Source organism: Vibrio mytili (assembly GCF_000830505.1).
Classification (GTDB): Bacteria; Pseudomonadota; Gammaproteobacteria; order Enterobacterales; family Vibrionaceae; genus Vibrio; species Vibrio mytili.
In genome coordinates, this window is record NZ_JXOK01000002.1 from 1 (window position 1) to 17,869 (window position 17,869).

A 17,869-nucleotide genomic window follows, 5' to 3' on the forward strand; every position below is an offset into this window, starting at 1 on the left:
GGGTCTTATCCCTCATATACAGCACACGAACATTAACGAGTGATCGCCTAACGTTGACTAGAATCCCTTCACAATAAGACAATTAGTTTCACTTACATGATACTGTTTCCATCCGCGTTAAACAGGTGTACACGTGAACTGTCGATGTACATTTCAATGGTTTCGCCATCAACGACTTCCGTGCTCGCATCCACTTCGATGGTTATTGGTGAACCATGAATGGCTCCGTATACGAGTTTAGTCGTGCCCAACAATTCCGTTGCTTCAATAGCAACATTGACTGGTATCGACGTACTGCTTTTATGCAGGCTTATGTCAGTCGGACGAATGCCCATGGTGCCGTCAGTAGACGTCAACTCAAGATTTACTCCCGAGACGATATCAACCACTTTTTCACCTAATTTAACTTCAACACCAGATGGAGAACGCTGCATCGAAATATCCAACATGTTCATCGTTGGACTTCCAATGAACCCAGCCACAAACTTATTGACGGGTTTATGATAGATTTCTTTCGGGGTGCCAACTTGCTCAATAACACCATCCCTCAAAATCACAACCTTGTCAGCCAATGTCATTGCCTCTACTTGATCATGGGTAACATATACCGTTGTCTTTTTGTGCTTTTTGTGCAGCTCTTTGATTTCCGTTCGCATCACATTTCTCAGCTTGGCATCAAGGTTAGAAAGCGGCTCATCGAAAAGAAAGACTTCTGGAGAGCGAACCATTGCACGCCCCATTGCTACTCGCTGACGTTGACCACCAGACAACGCTTTTGGTTTCCGATCTAGTAAAGGAGTCAGTTGTAGCATATCGGCAATGTGTCTTACTTGTTTATTGATTTCCTCTTTGGACTGCCCTGCCATCTTTAAAGAAAAGCCGATGTTATCGAAGACCGTCATATGGGGATACAGTGCATAACTCTGGAACACCATGGCAATATTCCTTTCCTTTGGAGAAAGGCCATTGACAACTTGGTCACCTATCAATATCTCTCCGCCAGAAATATCTTCTAAGCCAGATAGCATGCGAAGTGTTGTCGACTTGCCACAACCAGATGGACCTAGAAAGACAACAAACTCACCATCTCCAATATCTAGGTTAAAGTTCTTTACAATGTGGGCATCGCCCGAATAAATCTTATCGACATTTTTGAATTGAATCGTTGCCATGCTATCCCCAAAAGTCTAACTGTATTAGTTGTAAGTGACTCTATCCTTACTTCCACTCAAGAGAGTTACAATTACGTTTTTTGTTACTGGAATTAATGTATTTTGTGACTGAGAATCTGATCACAGCTTGTTTTTGTTAACATATGAGTTAAACGTGAGGAACTGCACATTAGTCGTTTTATTACATGATTAGAAATAAATAAATCAGGAACTTAGCTAATTTTCTGCTATGTCAGTTAATTACCGTCGAGCCACGTCAGATAACTCTCTTCGCCCTATGCCGTTACAAAATATGTATATAGCAATAGCAACACGGAATATTATTTAAAGGTGATGCTCTCATTTTTTACATTGGTGTATGACTCGAAAAAAAGTCAAAAAAAACCTCAAGCCCTCCCCAAGGCTTGAGGTTCACCAATAATGATGAAATGTCCCCTCAGACAAATTAGAACAAGTCACTTACTCTTGGATACAGTAACTGGAAAGTTTCGCGTTTCGCTTGATAGTAAGCTTGTTTTTCTTGGTTCGGTTTATGAAGTTGAACTAACTCCGGTACTGGGCAAATATCATCAATGTTGGCATTTGGCTCGACCGCTAGTGCGGCCAATCTTGCTGCTCCAAGTGCCGGGCCCACATCTCCGCCTTTACGGTAAGTCAATGGCAATCCAACAATATCCGCGAGCATCTGACGCCAGTACTCACTGCGTGCGCCACCACCAATTAACGATACTTCATCTGGAATCATCTTAGTGACATGAAGGGCATCGAACCCATCAGCAAATGCGAAACCTACGCCTTCTAATACGGCCTGAGCAAGCTCGAGCTTCGTCGTTGAGTGCGTCATACCGAAAAACACACCTTTAGCATCTGGGTTATTGTGAGGTGTACGCTCACCAGACAAATACGGTAGGAAAACAACACTGGAATCAGAGTCAGCACCGTGCTCGACTTGCTCGATCATTTCACCAACATCGTCAAAGCCTGTCAGTGATGCGACCCATTTAAGACATGATGCTGCACTTAAAATCACCGACATGGTGTGCCAACAGTTTGGTACCGCATGACAGAAGCTATGCAACGCTGATTCAGGGTTAGAAATAAATCCATCACTGACAGCAAAGTACACACCGGAGGTACCTAAAGAAAGCATAGCTTGGCCAGGCTTAATAATCCCTACCCCTACTGCGCCAGCCGCATTGTCACCACCACCAGCAATCACTGGGATTTGAGCTAACCCCCATTCCTTCGCCACCTCTTCAGATAGAACGCCTGTAATTTCATTTCCTTCAAACAACTTCGGCATTTGGTCGCGAGTGAGTCCCGTTGCTGCTAATAGTTCATCACTCCAGTCTCTAGCATTCACGTCCAACCAACAGGTGCCCGCAGAGTCAGACATATCGGAAGCGAAGTCTCCCGTCATTTTGAAACGCAAGTAATCTTTCGGAAGCAGTACCTTAGCGATTTTCTCAAAGTTTTCAGGTTCGTGATTTTTTACCCACTTAAGCTTGGGTGCAGTAAAACCAGGCATCATAATATTGCCAGTAATCGCGCGACTCTCCGCCACCGCTAACTCCAACTCTTCACATTCGGCCGCGCATCTGCCGTCGTTCCATAAGATTGCGGGACGAATAACGTTGCTTTCAGCATCAACTAAGGTTGCACCGTGCATTTGCCCAGAAAGGCCTATCGCTTTGACCTGACTCAAATCCGTCTGCTCACCCAAGCCTAGGATCGATTGGCAGGTTGCGTCCCACCACTCTGACGGATTTTGTTCTGACCATAGTGGCTTTGGACGAGAGACAGATAACTCAATCGATTTAGACGCTAAAATCTCGCCATCTAGAGACATTACGATCGACTTAACACCAGAAGTTCCGAGGTCAATTCCAATATACATACACACTCCTCACTAAAAAAATCAAATGCACATCGGTTTCTACCTCCTGTGCATTAACACTGCATTTAGTATTCAGCGTTCCAATCCAATGCTCAATTACGTTATTTCATTGTGGACTTCACTGATTTAGTGACTGCGCCTTTGATCACACCGATAAGAAAGACTTGCTGTTACACTCATGTCAAATTTATTGTTAGTGACAAACAGATAGATAAAACATGGACAAACGTTTTCGAATAACTTTGCTGTTTAATGCGAACAAAGTGTATGACCGCCAAGTAATTGAAGGTATTGGGGAGTATCTACAAGCATCTCAATGTGCTTGGGACATTTTTCTCGAGGAGGATTTTGTCACTCACCTAGATAAGTTTAAAAACTGGAGTGGTGATGGCGTTATTGCGGATTTTGACAATCCCGAGATTCAACAACTATTGGTAGACTCCGACATTCCCGTCGTTGCTGTAGGCGGTTCCTATTCCGATAAATCACAATATCCAGACGTACCCTATATTGCGACCGATAATGAAGCGTTAGTGGAGATGGCCTTTCAACATTTAAAAAATAAGGGCTTGGAGAACTTCGCGTTTTATGGTCTCCCACACAATAGCGCCAACCGTTGGGCTTCAGAAAGGGAGCTCGCATTCAATAAAATCCTAAGACGTGAGGGGTATTCTGGTTCGGTCTATCGGGGTAATGTCACCAATTCTGATACTTGGCAATATGATATGAATCGTCTCGCAGATTGGATTCAGCGATTGTCAACTCCGACCGGGATCATCGCTGTTACTGATTCCAGGGCACGTCATATCTTGCAGGTTTGTGAGCACGTAAACTTGGTCGTTCCTGACAAAGTGTCAGTAATTGGTATTGATAATGAGGAGCTCACTCGCTATCTGACTCGCGTCTCTTTAAGCTCGGTTGGACAAGCCTGTAAAGAGATGGGTTATCGCGCTGCCAAAAAGCTACACAAGTTGATTGAATGCCACGAGAAACAAGATCATGCCGCAATAGAGAAGCTAAAAAGTACGCCGATTTTAATCCCGCCGACTAAGATCTTTGAACGCCAAAGCACGGACTATCAAGCGTTAAAAGATCCTCATGTGATTCAGGCGATGCATTTCATCCGTCACAATGCTTGTAAAGGGATCAAGGTTGAACAGGTCTTAAACCATGTCGGCATCTCCCGCTCGAATATGGAAACGCGCTTTAAGGAAGAACGTGGACACTCACTCCACCAAGAGATCCACAACTCTAAACTCGAAAGAGCATGTAACTTGTTAAAAACCTCCGAACTGCCCATTGTCGAGATAGCCGAGCTTTGTGGCTACCCATCACTGCAATATATGTACACGGTGTTTAAGAAGAACCTATCTCAGACGCCTAAAGAATATCGACAAGAAAAATTTGAGCGTTAACGGCTTTAATTTAGTCTGATATTTAGAAACTTCTGTGCATCAGTATACATTTCTATAGAGGGTAAGCGCGCGTTACACTGCGCTTACCCTTATTTACTTATCCTTAGTGACTTAAATACACGCTTTCCGAAAAGAACGTATTGGCACAAATACGTTCTTTGCGCCAAGAACCATTAGATACAAAGCTCTGATTCAAGAACCTCAACTGAGCAAGTCATTCGCCAGTCACGTGGCAAAACGCGCTTCTCTCCCAAGACAGTAACAACATCATGGTATCGAATATCCGTAGAAGAACTTGCCAGCATAATCTCAAATTCTCCTCCTTCGACCACTCGTTGGTTATTCTTGTCTGTAAAATTGAGCATATCGACTGGTAGCTTAAACACAACGCGCTGGCTGGCTTTCGGCTCTAAGTGAATTCGTTTAAAGCCTTTTAGCTCTTTGATTGGACGAACCACTGAACAGAGTTTGTCTCGCACATAGAGCTGAATGATCTCATCACCAGCTCTTTGCCCACTGTTTGTTATTGTGGCAGCAATTTCAATCTGTTCTTCAAAGCTAACAGAGTGCTTGGTAATTGATATATCACTGTACTCAAAACTGGTGTAAGACAACCCATGACCAAAATTATAAGGCGATCCGAAATGGTGGCAGATTGGCGTTCCTGCACTTTTTAACTTGTGGTTGTAGAAGTACGGAACAGCACCAGCACTTTTTGGAATGGACACGGTTAGCTTGCCGCTTGGATTAATATCACCACAAAGAATGTCCGCTATGGCTCTGGCACCTTCTTGACCGGGCGCCCATCCGTATAAAATCGCTGATGCTTCTTGCTCTGCTCGGCCTAGGTAGTATGGCCGTCCGCCAGTCACCAGGACGATAACCTTCTTCCCTGTATCTAACAATCGGTCTAACAGCTCTTGCTGCACGCCAGGTAGTTTTAGGCTATCAACATCAGAACCTTCACCAACGGTGCCCGTCTGGAACAAACCCGCAAGATCGCCAACACAGGCAAGTACGACGTCACTGCTCTCGGCGACACCTAATGCATCCGCTATCTTCGAGTTATCGTGACAGACTGCCGACTCGCGATCCTGTGAAATTGCCATGTTAACATCACCTGGAAATACAGGAGCACTGGCATCTCGGTGCGATAGAATCTTACATCCTTGCGCGGTATCGACATGAGTAAATACTTGTTTGATTTCATCAAGCAGGGTTGAGCATACAAAATTATCGCTTTCTAACGCGCTCAATATCAAATGCACTGGAAAACTGTACCCACAGAGCAGAGCTAAAGGATCATCCGCCGTTGCGCCAATCACAGACAATTTGGTTGAACGATTTAATGGCAGTGTACCGTCATTTTTGAGCAGCACGACCGACTCAGCTGCCACCTGATACGCAAGCGTTCGGCTGCTCGAACTTTGAATAGGTTGAGTAGGAACGGGAGTATAAGGTCGCTCAAACAACCCGAGTTCAAACTTAGTTTTAAGGATACGTGACACTATCTGATCTAACTTTTCTTCAGATAATAAGCCTTTATCAACGGCACTTTCTAACTTAGATGAACACGCATCATCGGGTAATTCAATATCTAGTCCAGCATTGAACGCTAATGCGGCCGCGCTGGCCGAATCTTCAGCTATAGCATGATGAGAAGCCAGTAAATCTACCCCGCCATAATCAGCCACCACGAGTCCGTCAAAGCCCCACTGCTCTCTTAGTACTTCCGTAAGTAGGTGGTGGGATGCATGACAAGGTTCACCATCAATATCATGATAAGCTGGCATAACCGAACCCGCATTACCTAGCTTAACCGCCATTTCAAAAGGTAACAGGAAGGTATCATTTAACTCCTTAAAGCCCAGATTGACTGGCGCATGGTTTCTCGCCCCCTCGCTTGCCGAATGACCGACGAAGTGTTTTAAGGTCGCCAAAACTGAACGGTCTTCACCTTGCAAGCCTTTCACATAGGCTGTTGCCATAACACCAGTATGATATGGATCTTCACTCAAAACCTCTTCCGTGCGACCCCAACGTACATCGCGTGATACATCTAAGACTGGCGCTAAGCCATGCTGTGCTCCAACGGCTTTAAGCTGCAACCGAATATCTTTTGCCACCTTTTTAATCAAGTCTGGGTTCCAGGTATGGCCGTAGTTTAATGCCGAAGGATACAAGGTGGCTTCCGAGGCCATTAAGCCAACAAGACACTCTTCATGAGCAATGGCAGGGATACCGAGACGAGTTTCTTCCACAAGGAATCGCTGAAGTGCATTAAGCGCTTTAACGCCTTGTGCCGGAGAAACAGGGTGAGTGCCTAATGGGCGCGTGACCTGTCCAAGACCGTGTTTAAGCTTTTCCTTCATACTGAGTTTTGGTTGTGACTGACAAAGCTCAAGGTCTCTAGGTTGGTGATCTCCCTGTTCGTCCAACATAAGCCATTGAGCGCCTAACTGTGCGATTTTTTCCTGCCGAGTCATTTGAGACAATAGGTCCTTAACTCTCGCATCTACAGAATAAGAACTGTCCTTATAAATCGTCATTCCAAGTCCTTCTAACAATGTTTCAACAATGAAAAACCCAACGCCCTAAGGTAAAAGGCTAATCAGGAGCAACTAGCGTTTAGGGGTACTACCTTGATGAGCGTGTGAGTCATTTTTTGTTTCAGCAATTACAACTACATATTGCATCGATGGATTGTTTAAAATTAATCTACTGATTAATGGTATATAGAGTGAATTTTATTTATTAAAAGTTAGCTTTATACAAGCAAACTCACTCCAGTTTTACCTGATGGATGCCTTCATTTAACTTACCTAAAATCATAACCTCATTACGATATTTGTTATCTGTGAGCACGCGCATGATAACCATCGAGTGTCGAATCAACCAATGACACTTAAATCATTAAAAATCAGATTCTTATAAAAAATCACGCATTAAAATTGATTCATAAACATAAAGATGAGACACAGAGCACATTTAACAAATACCAGAAATTTGCAATCAAAAAACATAATTGCTCATGATGAAAATAAAATAAAACATATGACCTGACAGCTTAATAAGTCTAATCATAAATAAATGGAATCAAGGCATGACTGAATTTTTTAAAAATATTAATAAGGTTAAGTTTGAAGGAAGTAACACAACTAACCCTCTCGCTTTCCGCCACTATGATGAAGATCGAATGATCCTTGGCAAAAGCATGAAAGAACACCTGCGTTTTGCAGCATGTTACTGGCATAACTTCCGTTGGGGTGGCGCCGATGTTTTTGGCGATGGCACATTTGATCATGAATGGTTAAAAGTTGCCGACCCAATGGAACAAGCTCGAGTAAAAGCAGATGCTGCTTTTGAGTTTTTTGCTAAGCTTGGCGCACCGTACTACTGTTTCCACGACACTGACGTGGCACCTGAAGGTCACTCATTAAAAGAGTACACAAATAACTTCCAAACGATGGTTGATGTACTAGAGCAGAAACAAGCAGAAACTGGCATGAAGCTGCTTTGGGGGACCGCAAATGCCTTTTCTAACCCTCGCTACATGGCAGGGGCAGGCACGAACCCAGATCCAAAAGTATTTGCCTACGCAGCCACTCAAATCTTCAATGCTATGGGAGCAACTAAGCGCCTGGGCGGTGAAAACTACGTTCTTTGGGGCGGCCGTGAAGGGTATGAAACGCTACTGAACACTGATCTTCGCCAAGAGCGTGATCAGCTTGCTCGACTCATGCATATGGTTGTTGAGCACAAACATAAAATTGGCTTTAAAGGCTCTATTCTCATTGAACCGAAGCCTCAAGAACCAACAAAACATCAATACGATTACGACACAGCAACGGTATATGGTTTCCTAAAACAGTACGGCCTTGAAAACGAAATCAAGGTGAATATCGAAGCCAACCATGCCACGTTGGCTGGCCACAGCTTCCACCACGAAGTAGCAACCGCAACATCTTTAGGTATATTCGGTTCTATTGATGCGAACCGCGGTGATGCACAACTTGGTTGGGATACCGACCAATTCCCTAACAGCGTTGAAGAAAATACGCTTGTTATGTACGAAATCTTGAAAGCTGGTGGCTTCACAACAGGTGGCTTCAACTTTGACGCTCGTGTCCGTCGCCCTTCTACTGATCTCGAGGACTTTTTCTACGGCCACATTGGCGGTATGGATACTATGGCTCTCGCTCTAGAACGTGCCGCGGCAATGATTGAAAACGACGTACTATCAAAACATATCGCACAGCGTTATGCGGGCTGGAACGATGACCTAGGTAAACGTATCCTATCGGGTGACATTTCACTTGAAGGCGTCGCGAAGTTTGCTCTGGAAAATAACCTACAGCCTGAAAAAGTGTCTGGTCGTCAAGAATACTTAGAAAACATCGTTAATGGTTTTATTTACAAATAAAATCACATAAACCACAACGGTCCAATAAGCCCAATCATCCATTGATGGTTGGGCTTTTTAATTAAACAGCCTAGGGTCTGTTAGGGTAACTCCATCACTTGTTAGCTTCTTTGTGTTTGTCTTTAGCAAACAAAAACACCGTTTGATAGCGACCAGTGATCCTCCCCAAACACCAATCGCTCCGGGTCAAACCTGCTTTCAATTGCTAAGGCTTGAAACTTGAGTTACTTCAAACTTGTGAAAAAACGTAACTTAAGCGGAAATAAAGGAAATTTTATCGCTCAGTTATCCAAATATAATTGGGTTATAACTTAATAACTTAACGAGAAACATTATGACAGACATCATCGTAGAAGAAGCCGCAATCAGCGATGCAGAAGCCGTTACAGCACGTGACCTAGAGCGCGCAAGTAGCCTAAAGCCAATCTCTTCTCCCCTCGTCACTCACATGTACACGGCAGACCCGTCTGCACACGTATTTAATGGCAAAATTTATATTTACCCATCACATGATATCGAAACAGATCAACCTCTTAATGACAATGGTGATCACTTCGATATGCGTGACTATCATGTCATCTCTCTGGAACGCCCATTTGGCAAAATCACAGACCATGGAAGCGCACTTGATGTAAAAGACGTGAAATGGGCAGAACGCCAAATGTGGGCACCAGATGCTGCAGAAAAAGACGGCAAATATTACCTTTACTACCCTGCTAAAAACCACGATGGTATCTTCCATATTGGTGTTGCGGTCGGAGATAACCCTGAAGGTCCTTTTACTCCTGAAGAAACCCATATCGAAGGTACATTTAGTATCGACCCTGCAGTATTTCAAGATGACGACGGTCAATACTACCTATATTTCGGTGGTATCTGGGGTGGTCAACTACAAAATTGGCGCAATGGTGAGTATGGCGAAGAGGTATACCCCGCAGAACACGAGCCAGCACTAAAGCTCAAATGGCGAAGCTCGCCAGCAATATGGTTGACCTAGATGAGTCACCTCGAGACATCATTATATTAGATGAGAATGGAAACGAGCTTACAGCAGGTGATACTGAGCGACGTTACTTTGAAGGCCCTTGGTTGCACAAACACGAAGGTACTTACTACTTCTCGTACTCAACGGGAGAGACTCACAACATCGTTTACGCAACGAGTGATTCTCCATATGGCCCGTTCACTTATCAAGCGTGATCCTAGAGCCCGTACTTGGTTGGACAACTCACCACTCTATCGCCAAATACGAAGGAAAATGGTACCTGTTCTATCACGATAGTTCACTATCAGGCGGTCAAACTCACCTACGCTGCATTAAAATGACTGAACTAATTCATGATGAGAATGGCAAGATTCAGACAATTAAACCTTACATGAATTAAACTACACATACTGACCGAGTTAGCAACATGTGACTAGCTCGGTCTCACATTTTTACGGGATTGCTTCATAACAGAAAAGCAGAACAACATCTCAATCTTAAATGTATAGGTTGGCAGTCTGCGATGATAAACGACCTGAGAAGCGGTTGCCCCGTCACCCGATAGATAGCATTTCACTATGACATTTGAGGGCTATGATATTTGGCGCATGGTTGCTTTCAGTTGCTTCAGAACATACTGAAGAATGCCTCCCGAGTTAAAATACTCCAGCTCCTTAGGGTTATCTATACGTGCAATCACCGGTATGGTGAGTTCAGAACCTTGAGCGGTTACCACGATAATGTCGAGCGCTAACAAAGGTTTTATAGGGCCGTTAGGAGCGATAAAAACCGTCTCATTTCCCTCTAGAGTCAGAGAATTTAATTCATCTGGTCGCGTCAGTTGAAGAGGCAATACGCCCATACCGACTAAGTTACTACGGTGAATCCGTTCAAACGACTCCGCAATGACTGCTTTGACATTCAATAGCAAACATCCTTTTGCTGCCCAGTCACGACTAGAGCCTGAACCGTAGTCTTTACCGGCAAATATGACCAAAGGAACTTGAAGTTCGATTGACCTGTTGCTCGCATCAAAAATAGGAATGACTGGAGGCGTTTTCTCTGTGGTCGACATGTTACAGTCATCCAGCTTGGTATCGCCGTAACAGCGCGTAAATCCGCCTATAGTCGGAGAGGCGATTTTGTTTTCCAGACGTACATTTGAAAACGTCCCACGAACCATGACGTGGTGATTTCCTCGTCGTGCTCCATAGCTATTGAACTCTTCTGGGTCGATGTTTTTTGATAGCAAATATTGACCCGCCGGACTGGTTGTTGAAATGAGGCCTGCTGGTGAAATATGGTCGGTTGTAATCGAATCTCCCAAAATGGCTAATACACGTGCTGATTCAATAGGAAAAGTCGGCGATGGCATTTCCAAAAACGGAGGGCGCTGTATATAAGTGGAGTCTTTGTCCCACGGGTAACAGGGACTGTCTTTCATCGACAATTGTTCCCATTCTTCATCACCTTCAGTAATGTCGTTGTAGCTCAACCTAAAGTGGCTCTCATGGACTTGATTCAGCATTTCATTGAGCATAGTTTGACTTGGCCAAAGATCTCTTAGATAGACGGGCTCATTGTTACTATTAATCGCGATTGGGTCTTTTTTTAAGTCAATACAGGTCGTACCCGCTAACGCAAATGCGACGACTAATGGGGGCGAGGCAAGCCAGTTTAGGCTAACAGAGGGGTGTACTCTGCCTTCAAAATTTCGATTCCCTGATAATACCGCCGATACATTCAAGCTGTTTTCCGAGATCTCGGTTTCAAGATTGTTTTTCAGTGGGCCGGAGTTACCAATGCATGTTGTGCAGCCATATCCAACTCGATGAAATCCCAATCGGTCGAGGTAGTCTTGCAAACCCGTATCATTGAGATATCGAGCGACAGCTAATGATCCGGGTGCGAGAGAAGTTTTTACGTAGCTAGGAACGGTTAACCCTTTTTTAACGGCTGCCTTAGCCACCAAACCCGCAGTCAGCATAACAGCGGGGTTTGATGTGTTCGTGCACGAGGTGATGGCTGCAATAACAACATCACCATGGTTTAAGTGTCTGGATGAGCTTGGCTGGTCGGAGTTTGAAGCACCTTCAATAGCACATTGGTCGAGAGTCGCTTGCTTAATAGCACTGAGGTTAAGTCTATCTTGAGGTCGTTTGGGGCCTGCTATTGAGGTAACAACGGTAGATAAATCCACTACAATATTTTCATCATACTCAGGTGAAGGGCGGTTTGCATCCCACCATAGCTGTTGCTCGTGCGCGTAAGCCCGCACTCTGCCAACCAGCGAAGAGGGGCGGTTTGTTAGGGTTAAATAGTCGATGGTATTTTCGTCAATCGGGAAAAATCCGCAAGTGGCACCATACTCTGGCGCCATATTGGCAAGCGTTGCTCGGTCTGCCACTGATAGAACGGCTAAGCCGTCACCATAGTACTCAACGAATTTACCAACCACGCCATGAGACCTTAGCCTTTCTGTAATCGTCAAAACCAAATCAGTTGCAGTCACACCAGGACACAATTGCCCATCAAGACGCACTCCGACGACTCGCGGAATCGCGATATTAAGTGGCTGGCCGAGCATTGCGGCTTCGGCTTCTATACCTCCTACTCCCCAACCTAACACGCCTAACCCGTTTACCATAGTGGTGTGGCTGTCGGTTCCTATCACCGTATCAGGTGTTAACACTCTATTTTCGTCTTCGCGCACAACTTGAGATAGATACTCTAAATTAACCTGATGGCATATGCCCTTACCAGGGGGGATCACGGTCAAGTTACGGAAATTCTTTTGTGCCCACTTTAAGAATGTATAGCGCTCTTTATTACGTGCCATTTCATGTACACGATTTGTATGTATTGAGGATTCTGAACCTGACTGATCAACAATTAACGAATGGTCTATGACAAGATCGACCGGGCATTTTGGTGTGACATAACTCGGATCTCCGCCAGCTTGTGCAATTGCATCTCTAATAGCGGCGAGATCGACCAAAGCAGGGATTCCGGTATAGTCCTGCATCAGCACTCTACTAGGATAAAAACTGAATTCTGATGAATGACCTTTGCTCTCTGAGTCAAGAATCTTATCTTTAAAGAATAATGCTTCAATAATACGAGATGACTCTTTTAAATCCGTGGTTTGTCGCATTACATTCTCAATAAGTAGAAGTTTAGTTATTGGAATTTTGGACAGGTTTACTTGGTAATCTTGGGCAAGTTTTTTTAATGACCAGTATTTATAATCGGTGCCTTTTACATTCAGTGACCTTTGATATCTTTGTCGCCATGTTTTTTCGTTGGTAGGTATCATGATTTGTTTCCTTTCAATGATGGTTGAGCTATGTAAAAGCAATCCCCTGGTCATGGAGATGTTTTCTGGGACACGTTTATATTTCCCATATCCAATTAGCGTTAATCAGTTGAAAATCTATAAACTGAAAGGATCAGAGTTGAAATTCTAAAAGAAGGAAGGCGTTGGAATGCACCCATGTCATCAAACAATAACTCGATTTAACAAAATGAAGGCGAAGCTGTGATTGCTAAGCCTTCAATCCTACCTAGATGAGCGCCACATTTGTTGCTTGAGGACCTTTATCACCAGGCGCAACTTCAAAACTTACTTTTTGTCCTTCCAACAGGGTCTTAAAGCCCTCTGAGGAAATCGAACGGAAATGGACAAAAATGTCCTTACCATCGCTATCTTTGGTGATAAAACCAAAGCCTTTATTTTCGTTAAACCATTTTACTGATCCAGTTTCTCTGTCAGACATATATACCTCGACTAATCCTATAGGGTAAAGCTCTGATAACTAGAGCTATTTCATAGTCACTCAAGATGGCTAACGCAGAAGTTAAACGAGAAAGTTCGAGAAATACTGTGAAAGGAAACTTGCTTTATAATTACAAATAACTCAAATTGGCGGAGCTACTTTAAGTATAAGCCTTAAATTGAAAATAGTTAGTTGAGTCTTCGACCATATTTTAATTTGGTTGTAAGGTTATGATTTTAAACACACTAGTAAGTTTCTAACACATGAGTTGAGAGAAACGACCCCGCCAAGAATAGGACAATATGTGAGTAAGCGACCAAAACCGACACAAATGCAGCAACAATTTGATATTAACCAAAAGGGAAAGGAATTAAGCGGATATCAGAAGAGTGGAAGACAATGGATGTCCGCAAACGAATAGAAGAACTTGAGGAACAAAAAGAGTGGGATAAGGAGTGGGGATTGTGAGCTCAAGAAACCTATCAGAACTCATTAATACTACACTCCTCATACATTCTGAAAAGCTGAGTAACTTGGACAGAGACATACTTACAGGTTTACGAGATCAACTTAACCGTGATCAAGCCTTGTCAGACAAACAGATTAAACTGTGTCAAAGGCTAATACGAAAAACCAACCAAGACTGTGTTTTTATTCACGACACTCCAAACGAGCGATGATCGCAAGGCAACGTCAGTCTCCTACGTTGTCAACCCTGCCTTCATCAAACGTCAATCGACTCAACATCTGGTCCATAGCCTCATTCAAACCCAAGACTACGACTTTAATCTTCAGCATCTTTCAGTGCTTTTGAGGAAAGACCAATGGGGCTGAAGCAGATTAATCATCTTTAAAGCGCAATAAGAGTAATGTCGGAAGGCGTTGATAGGATAAGAATATGAAATTGCCGCTTCATGAATTTATCTTAAACTTACAGAAGTTTAGTCCATGTCCATGAAGAAGCAATTTCAATTTATGGTTGTACTGACTATCAAGATATCGTTGTAATAATCAACGTATGGTTGTTTTTACAAATATATTCCGATATTCAGTCGAGTTACTCTCTACCGAACACGTTGTTCTCTTGTTCTTGAACGCGGATGAAAGTCGTGCGCTTCGTTAGCTCTTTAAGCTTTGATGCGCCTACATATGTACAGGTTGAACGCACACCACCAAGGATGTCTTGGATAGTGCCGTGAACACTACCACGGTATGGCAATAATACGGTTTTTCCTTCAGCTGCGCGGTAGCCTGCTACGCCACCAGAGTGCTTCTCCATCGCGCTCTTGGATGACATTCCGTAGAATTTCATGAAGGTTTCGCCATCTTTTTCGATGACTTCACCGCCTGACTCTTCATGACCAGCTAGCATACCACCAAGCATCACGAAATCCGCTCCACCGCCGAAGGCTTTTGACACATCACCGGCACACGAACAACCACCGTCACCGATGATCATACCGCCGAGACCATGGGCTGCGTCACCACATTCGATAATTGCGGAAAGTTGCGGATAACCAACGCCAGTTTTAACTCGGGTCGTACAGACAGAACCAGGGCCAATGCCCACTTTCACGATATCTGCACCAGCAAGAATGAGCTCTTCACACATATCGCCTGTAACAACGTTACCTGCAGAGATGACTTTATCTGGGAACTCTGCACGTACGCGTTCAACGTACTCCACAAGGTGTTCGGAATAACCGTTGGCGATATCAACACAGATAAAAATGAACTCGTCTGAAAGCGCCATAATATCCTTGGTTTTTTGGAAGTCGGCATCAGACGTACCCGTAGACACCATTACATTGTTTAGCGTTGCTTTGTCTGCTGATTTCGCGAATTCCGCCCAATCTTCTACGGTGTAGTGCTTGTGCACTGCGGTCAATACACCATGTTCAGCTAACGCGGTAGCCATGGCGAAACTGCCAACGGAGTCCATATTAGCCGCAATTACCGGCACGCCAGACCATTGACGGCCACTGTGCTTGAATGTAAAATCGCGGGTTAAATTTACTTGAGAACGGCTTTTTAGGGTAGAACGTTTCGGGCGAAACAGTACATCTTTAAAACCTAACTTAAGTTCTTGTTCGATACGCATTGTGTAATTCCTTGATTAATAAATCTATGTGTCATTTCAGAGTGCGTAGTGAAACCGTTGGCAGACGAGTTCACCGTTCTTCGGACACAAAAAAACCGGAGCGTTGGCAGACGCTCCGGTTTTCAGCATTATAGGCTGTGATTTATTTCCTACAAGTCTGATAATTTAATTTTTTTTTGTGCTACCATCTCGAAAATCGCATATCAAAAATAACCTTCAACATATTGATTTTTCTTTTTAATTTATGAATTCAACAACTTAAAAGAAAACATCAGTCAACCGAACGCGCAAACCTTTGCGCTATTTACTCTTCGATATCACGACATACACCTCAAATGTGTTTACAAGTTAGGCAACCAACTTAAAAATGCACGTTTCATCGCTTAAAAATGACATTAAACTTAAGCGCTATTTACGTGATCCCTACGTCATATTGTGAATAAAGCGAAGCTTACTGCTGATACGATCTAACGTTCGGGATTAATCACAGCTCGCAGAGACTCAATAACATCACTCGGTAATAGCCCTTTGGTCCCAAACTGGTGGACATTCATGTCCGCGGCATGGCTATGTATCATTACCCCTAACCTTGCAGCGACGGCGATTGGAATCCCTTGAGCTAACAGCGCACCGATAACACCAGATAAGACGTCTCCCATTCCCCCTGTTGCCATACCTGGGTTCCCTGCTAGACATACGTACATTCTTATACCATCGTAAATCAGTGTCCCTGCACCTTTGAGCACGACAACGCCGCCATAATGTTCATGTAATTGTCTTGCAGCGGCATACCGATCACGTTCCACTTCTTGTGTTGTCACATTCAGTAACCGTGCCGCCTCACCGGGATGCGGGGTCATCACACGTTGATCATCGTGTACTGCTGCACTTCCTTGTTGATTGAGCAAAGCAAGAATGTTTAGGCCGTCAGCATCGACCACTTTCAGTTTTTTCTGCGAAGACAAAGCTTGGTAAGCTTGGTGTGCCCACTCATCACTCCCAAAACCTGGGCCAAAAACCAGCACATCTGCCCAACCGATCCGTGTGGTAAGCGCATTTTCTGCCTCGCGCAGTGCGTCTTCGGTAATACTTTGACTCATCACTTCTGGAAGAGACACTTGCAGAGACAACAAACTGTCAGTGTGCGTCATACTTGCAGTTAAGCCCGCACCACAACGGACAGCAGCGGCACAACACAGTCGTATCGCGCCCGACATGCTACATTCCCACCCACACACAGTAATTTACCGCTATCCCCTTTGTGTGCAGTTACGTTGCGATTAGGCATCAGTCTGGACACAACTTGATGATCAATACCCAGAGCGCTCTCATCCTCTATTGCATCAAACTCGGCACTCACGCCTAATCCACAAAAGTGCAATTCGCCGACATGATCCCTCGCTTGTGCGGTGCATAATCCTTGCTTAACACCAATAAAAGTGACCGTGTGATTAGCGTGGATGCTTCGCCCAAGACTGAACCTGTGTTAGCACACAAGCCCGATGGGATATCAACCGAGATGACAGGGCAACGGATTTGATTAATTTGTTCAAGATAGCGGCGGTACTCATGGCGGACCTCACCGTTTAAGCCTGTGCCAAGCATCGCATCAATAATAACGTCGGCTTCTAAAATCGCGGTATTCCAATCATCCCAACGACAATTTGTGCCATCAACGGCTTGCCACTCTTGGTAAGCACACAGCGCATCGCCTTTCAGATCAGAAGGCTCACCGAGCTGAAAAACATTGACCTTCAGTTGCGCTTGTTTAACTAATGATGCAAAGACATAACCATCGCCACCATTGTTTCCCTTCCCACATACTACCAATATATTTTTTGCCCTAGGGTATAGGTGAAGAAAGCGCTCATATACCGCCATACCGGCACGCTGCATTAGGCTAAACATCGACACACCAGCCGCGTGCGCCGCGAGGACTTCTCCTCGTTTGACTTGTTCTGCGGTATAGAGTTTTAAGGCGAGATTAAAATCCATATCATGCTTGTTCCCTTTGCGACACGTAGCATAAGTATATACCTAAAAGCCTCGCCTATGCCGCGGTACGATTTTCTAAGTAGAATGGCTATGTATTCAAATCAG

General features: G+C 44.2%; 10 protein-coding genes and 1 pseudogene. 4 read left to right on the forward strand and 7 right to left on the reverse strand.

Annotated features, from left to right (window positions below; genetic code table 11):
• Positions 1-92: 92 nt before the first annotated feature.
• On the reverse strand, positions 93-1,172 hold the full coding sequence (locus SU60_RS00260) for an ABC transporter ATP-binding protein (RefSeq protein WP_041153796.1): 1,080 nt from the start codon (positions 1,170-1,172) through the stop codon (positions 93-95).
• Between the two features lie 445 nt (positions 1,173-1,617).
• Positions 1,618-3,069, reverse strand: coding sequence for a xylulokinase (gene xylB, locus SU60_RS00265; RefSeq protein WP_041153797.1), 1,452 nt, complete (start codon positions 3,067-3,069; stop codon positions 1,618-1,620).
• Between the two features lie 218 nt (positions 3,070-3,287).
• Between xylB and SU60_RS00270 the strand changes: the two genes are divergently transcribed.
• On the forward strand, positions 3,288-4,484 hold the full coding sequence (locus tag SU60_RS00270; RefSeq protein ID WP_041153798.1) for a XylR family transcriptional regulator: 1,197 nt from the start codon (positions 3,288-3,290) through the stop codon (positions 4,482-4,484).
• 173 nt (positions 4,485-4,657) lie between these two features.
• Here the strand turns inward: SU60_RS00270 and SU60_RS00275 are convergent, their stop codons facing one another.
• The gene (locus SU60_RS00275; RefSeq protein ID WP_041153799.1) at positions 4,658-7,033 is read right to left on the reverse strand and encodes a glycoside hydrolase family 3 N-terminal domain-containing protein; all 2,376 of its coding nucleotides are present in this window, start codon (positions 7,031-7,033) and stop codon (positions 4,658-4,660) included.
• A gap of 554 nt (positions 7,034-7,587) precedes the next feature.
• Here SU60_RS00275 and xylA point away from each other — a divergent pair.
• The 3 genes from xylA (at position 7,588) to SU60_RS22520 (ending at position 10,107) form a co-directional block, all read left to right on the forward strand.
• A complete protein-coding gene (xylA, locus tag SU60_RS00280) occupies positions 7,588-8,907 on the forward strand; it encodes a xylose isomerase (protein ID WP_041153800.1) in 1,320 nt (439 codons plus the stop codon).
• Positions 8,908-9,241: 334 nt separating this feature from the next.
• Positions 9,242-9,904 carry a family 43 glycosylhydrolase gene (locus tag SU60_RS22515; RefSeq protein WP_280806682.1) on the forward strand — a complete coding sequence of 221 codons (663 nt, stop codon included), beginning with the start codon at positions 9,242-9,244 and terminating at the stop codon, positions 9,902-9,904.
• A complete protein-coding gene (locus tag SU60_RS22520; protein ID WP_280806683.1) occupies positions 9,871-10,107 on the forward strand; it encodes a family 43 glycosylhydrolase in 237 nt (78 codons plus the stop codon). The genes SU60_RS22515 and SU60_RS22520 overlap by 34 nt, the downstream gene beginning before the upstream one ends.
• A 377-nt stretch (positions 10,108-10,484) precedes the next feature.
• Here SU60_RS22520 and acnA read toward each other — a convergent pair whose 3' ends face one another.
• From acnA to SU60_RS00305, 4 genes and pseudogenes are all read right to left on the reverse strand, one after another.
• A complete protein-coding gene (gene acnA / locus SU60_RS00290) occupies positions 10,485-13,208 on the reverse strand; it encodes an aconitate hydratase AcnA (protein WP_041153801.1) in 2,724 nt (907 codons plus the stop codon).
• A gap of 247 nt (positions 13,209-13,455) precedes the next feature.
• Positions 13,456-13,668 (reverse strand): cold-shock protein, encoded by a 213-nt coding sequence (locus SU60_RS00295; RefSeq protein ID WP_041153802.1) that lies wholly within the window; start codon positions 13,666-13,668, stop codon positions 13,456-13,458.
• A 1,057-nt stretch (positions 13,669-14,725) separates the two neighbouring features.
• The gene (locus SU60_RS00300) at positions 14,726-15,769 is read right to left on the reverse strand and encodes a GMP reductase (RefSeq protein ID WP_041153803.1); all 1,044 of its coding nucleotides are present in this window, start codon (positions 15,767-15,769) and stop codon (positions 14,726-14,728) included.
• 467 nt (positions 15,770-16,236) lie between these two features.
• Positions 16,237-17,764, reverse strand: a pseudogene (locus SU60_RS00305) (NAD(P)H-hydrate dehydratase).
• Positions 17,765-17,869: the final 105 nt, after the last annotated feature.

What these genes read in the sequence shown, in the direction of transcription:
- SU60_RS00260 (WP_041153796.1), bottom strand. Translation starts at nt 1,172, where the DNA reads ATGGCAACGATTCAATTCAAAAATGTCGATAAGATTTATTCGGGCGAT.
- xylB (WP_041153797.1), bottom strand. Translation starts at nt 3,069, where the DNA reads ATGTATATTGGAATTGACCTCGGAACTTCTGGTGTTAAGTCGATCGTA.
- SU60_RS00270 (WP_041153798.1), top strand. Translation starts at nt 3,288, where the DNA reads ATGGACAAACGTTTTCGAATAACTTTGCTGTTTAATGCGAACAAAGTG.
- SU60_RS00275 (WP_041153799.1), bottom strand. Translation starts at nt 7,033, where the DNA reads ATGACGATTTATAAGGACAGTTCTTATTCTGTAGATGCGAGAGTTAAG.
- xylA (WP_041153800.1), top strand. Translation starts at nt 7,588, where the DNA reads ATGACTGAATTTTTTAAAAATATTAATAAGGTTAAGTTTGAAGGAAGT.
- SU60_RS22515 (WP_280806682.1), top strand. Translation starts at nt 9,242, where the DNA reads ATGACAGACATCATCGTAGAAGAAGCCGCAATCAGCGATGCAGAAGCC.
- SU60_RS22520 (WP_280806683.1), top strand. Translation starts at nt 9,871, where the DNA reads ATGGCGAAGCTCGCCAGCAATATGGTTGACCTAGATGAGTCACCTCGA.
- acnA (WP_041153801.1), bottom strand. Translation starts at nt 13,208, where the DNA reads ATGATACCTACCAACGAAAAAACATGGCGACAAAGATATCAAAGGTCA.
- SU60_RS00295 (WP_041153802.1), bottom strand. Translation starts at nt 13,668, where the DNA reads ATGTCTGACAGAGAAACTGGATCAGTAAAATGGTTTAACGAAAATAAA.
- SU60_RS00300 (WP_041153803.1), bottom strand. Translation starts at nt 15,769, where the DNA reads ATGCGTATCGAACAAGAACTTAAGTTAGGTTTTAAAGATGTACTGTTT.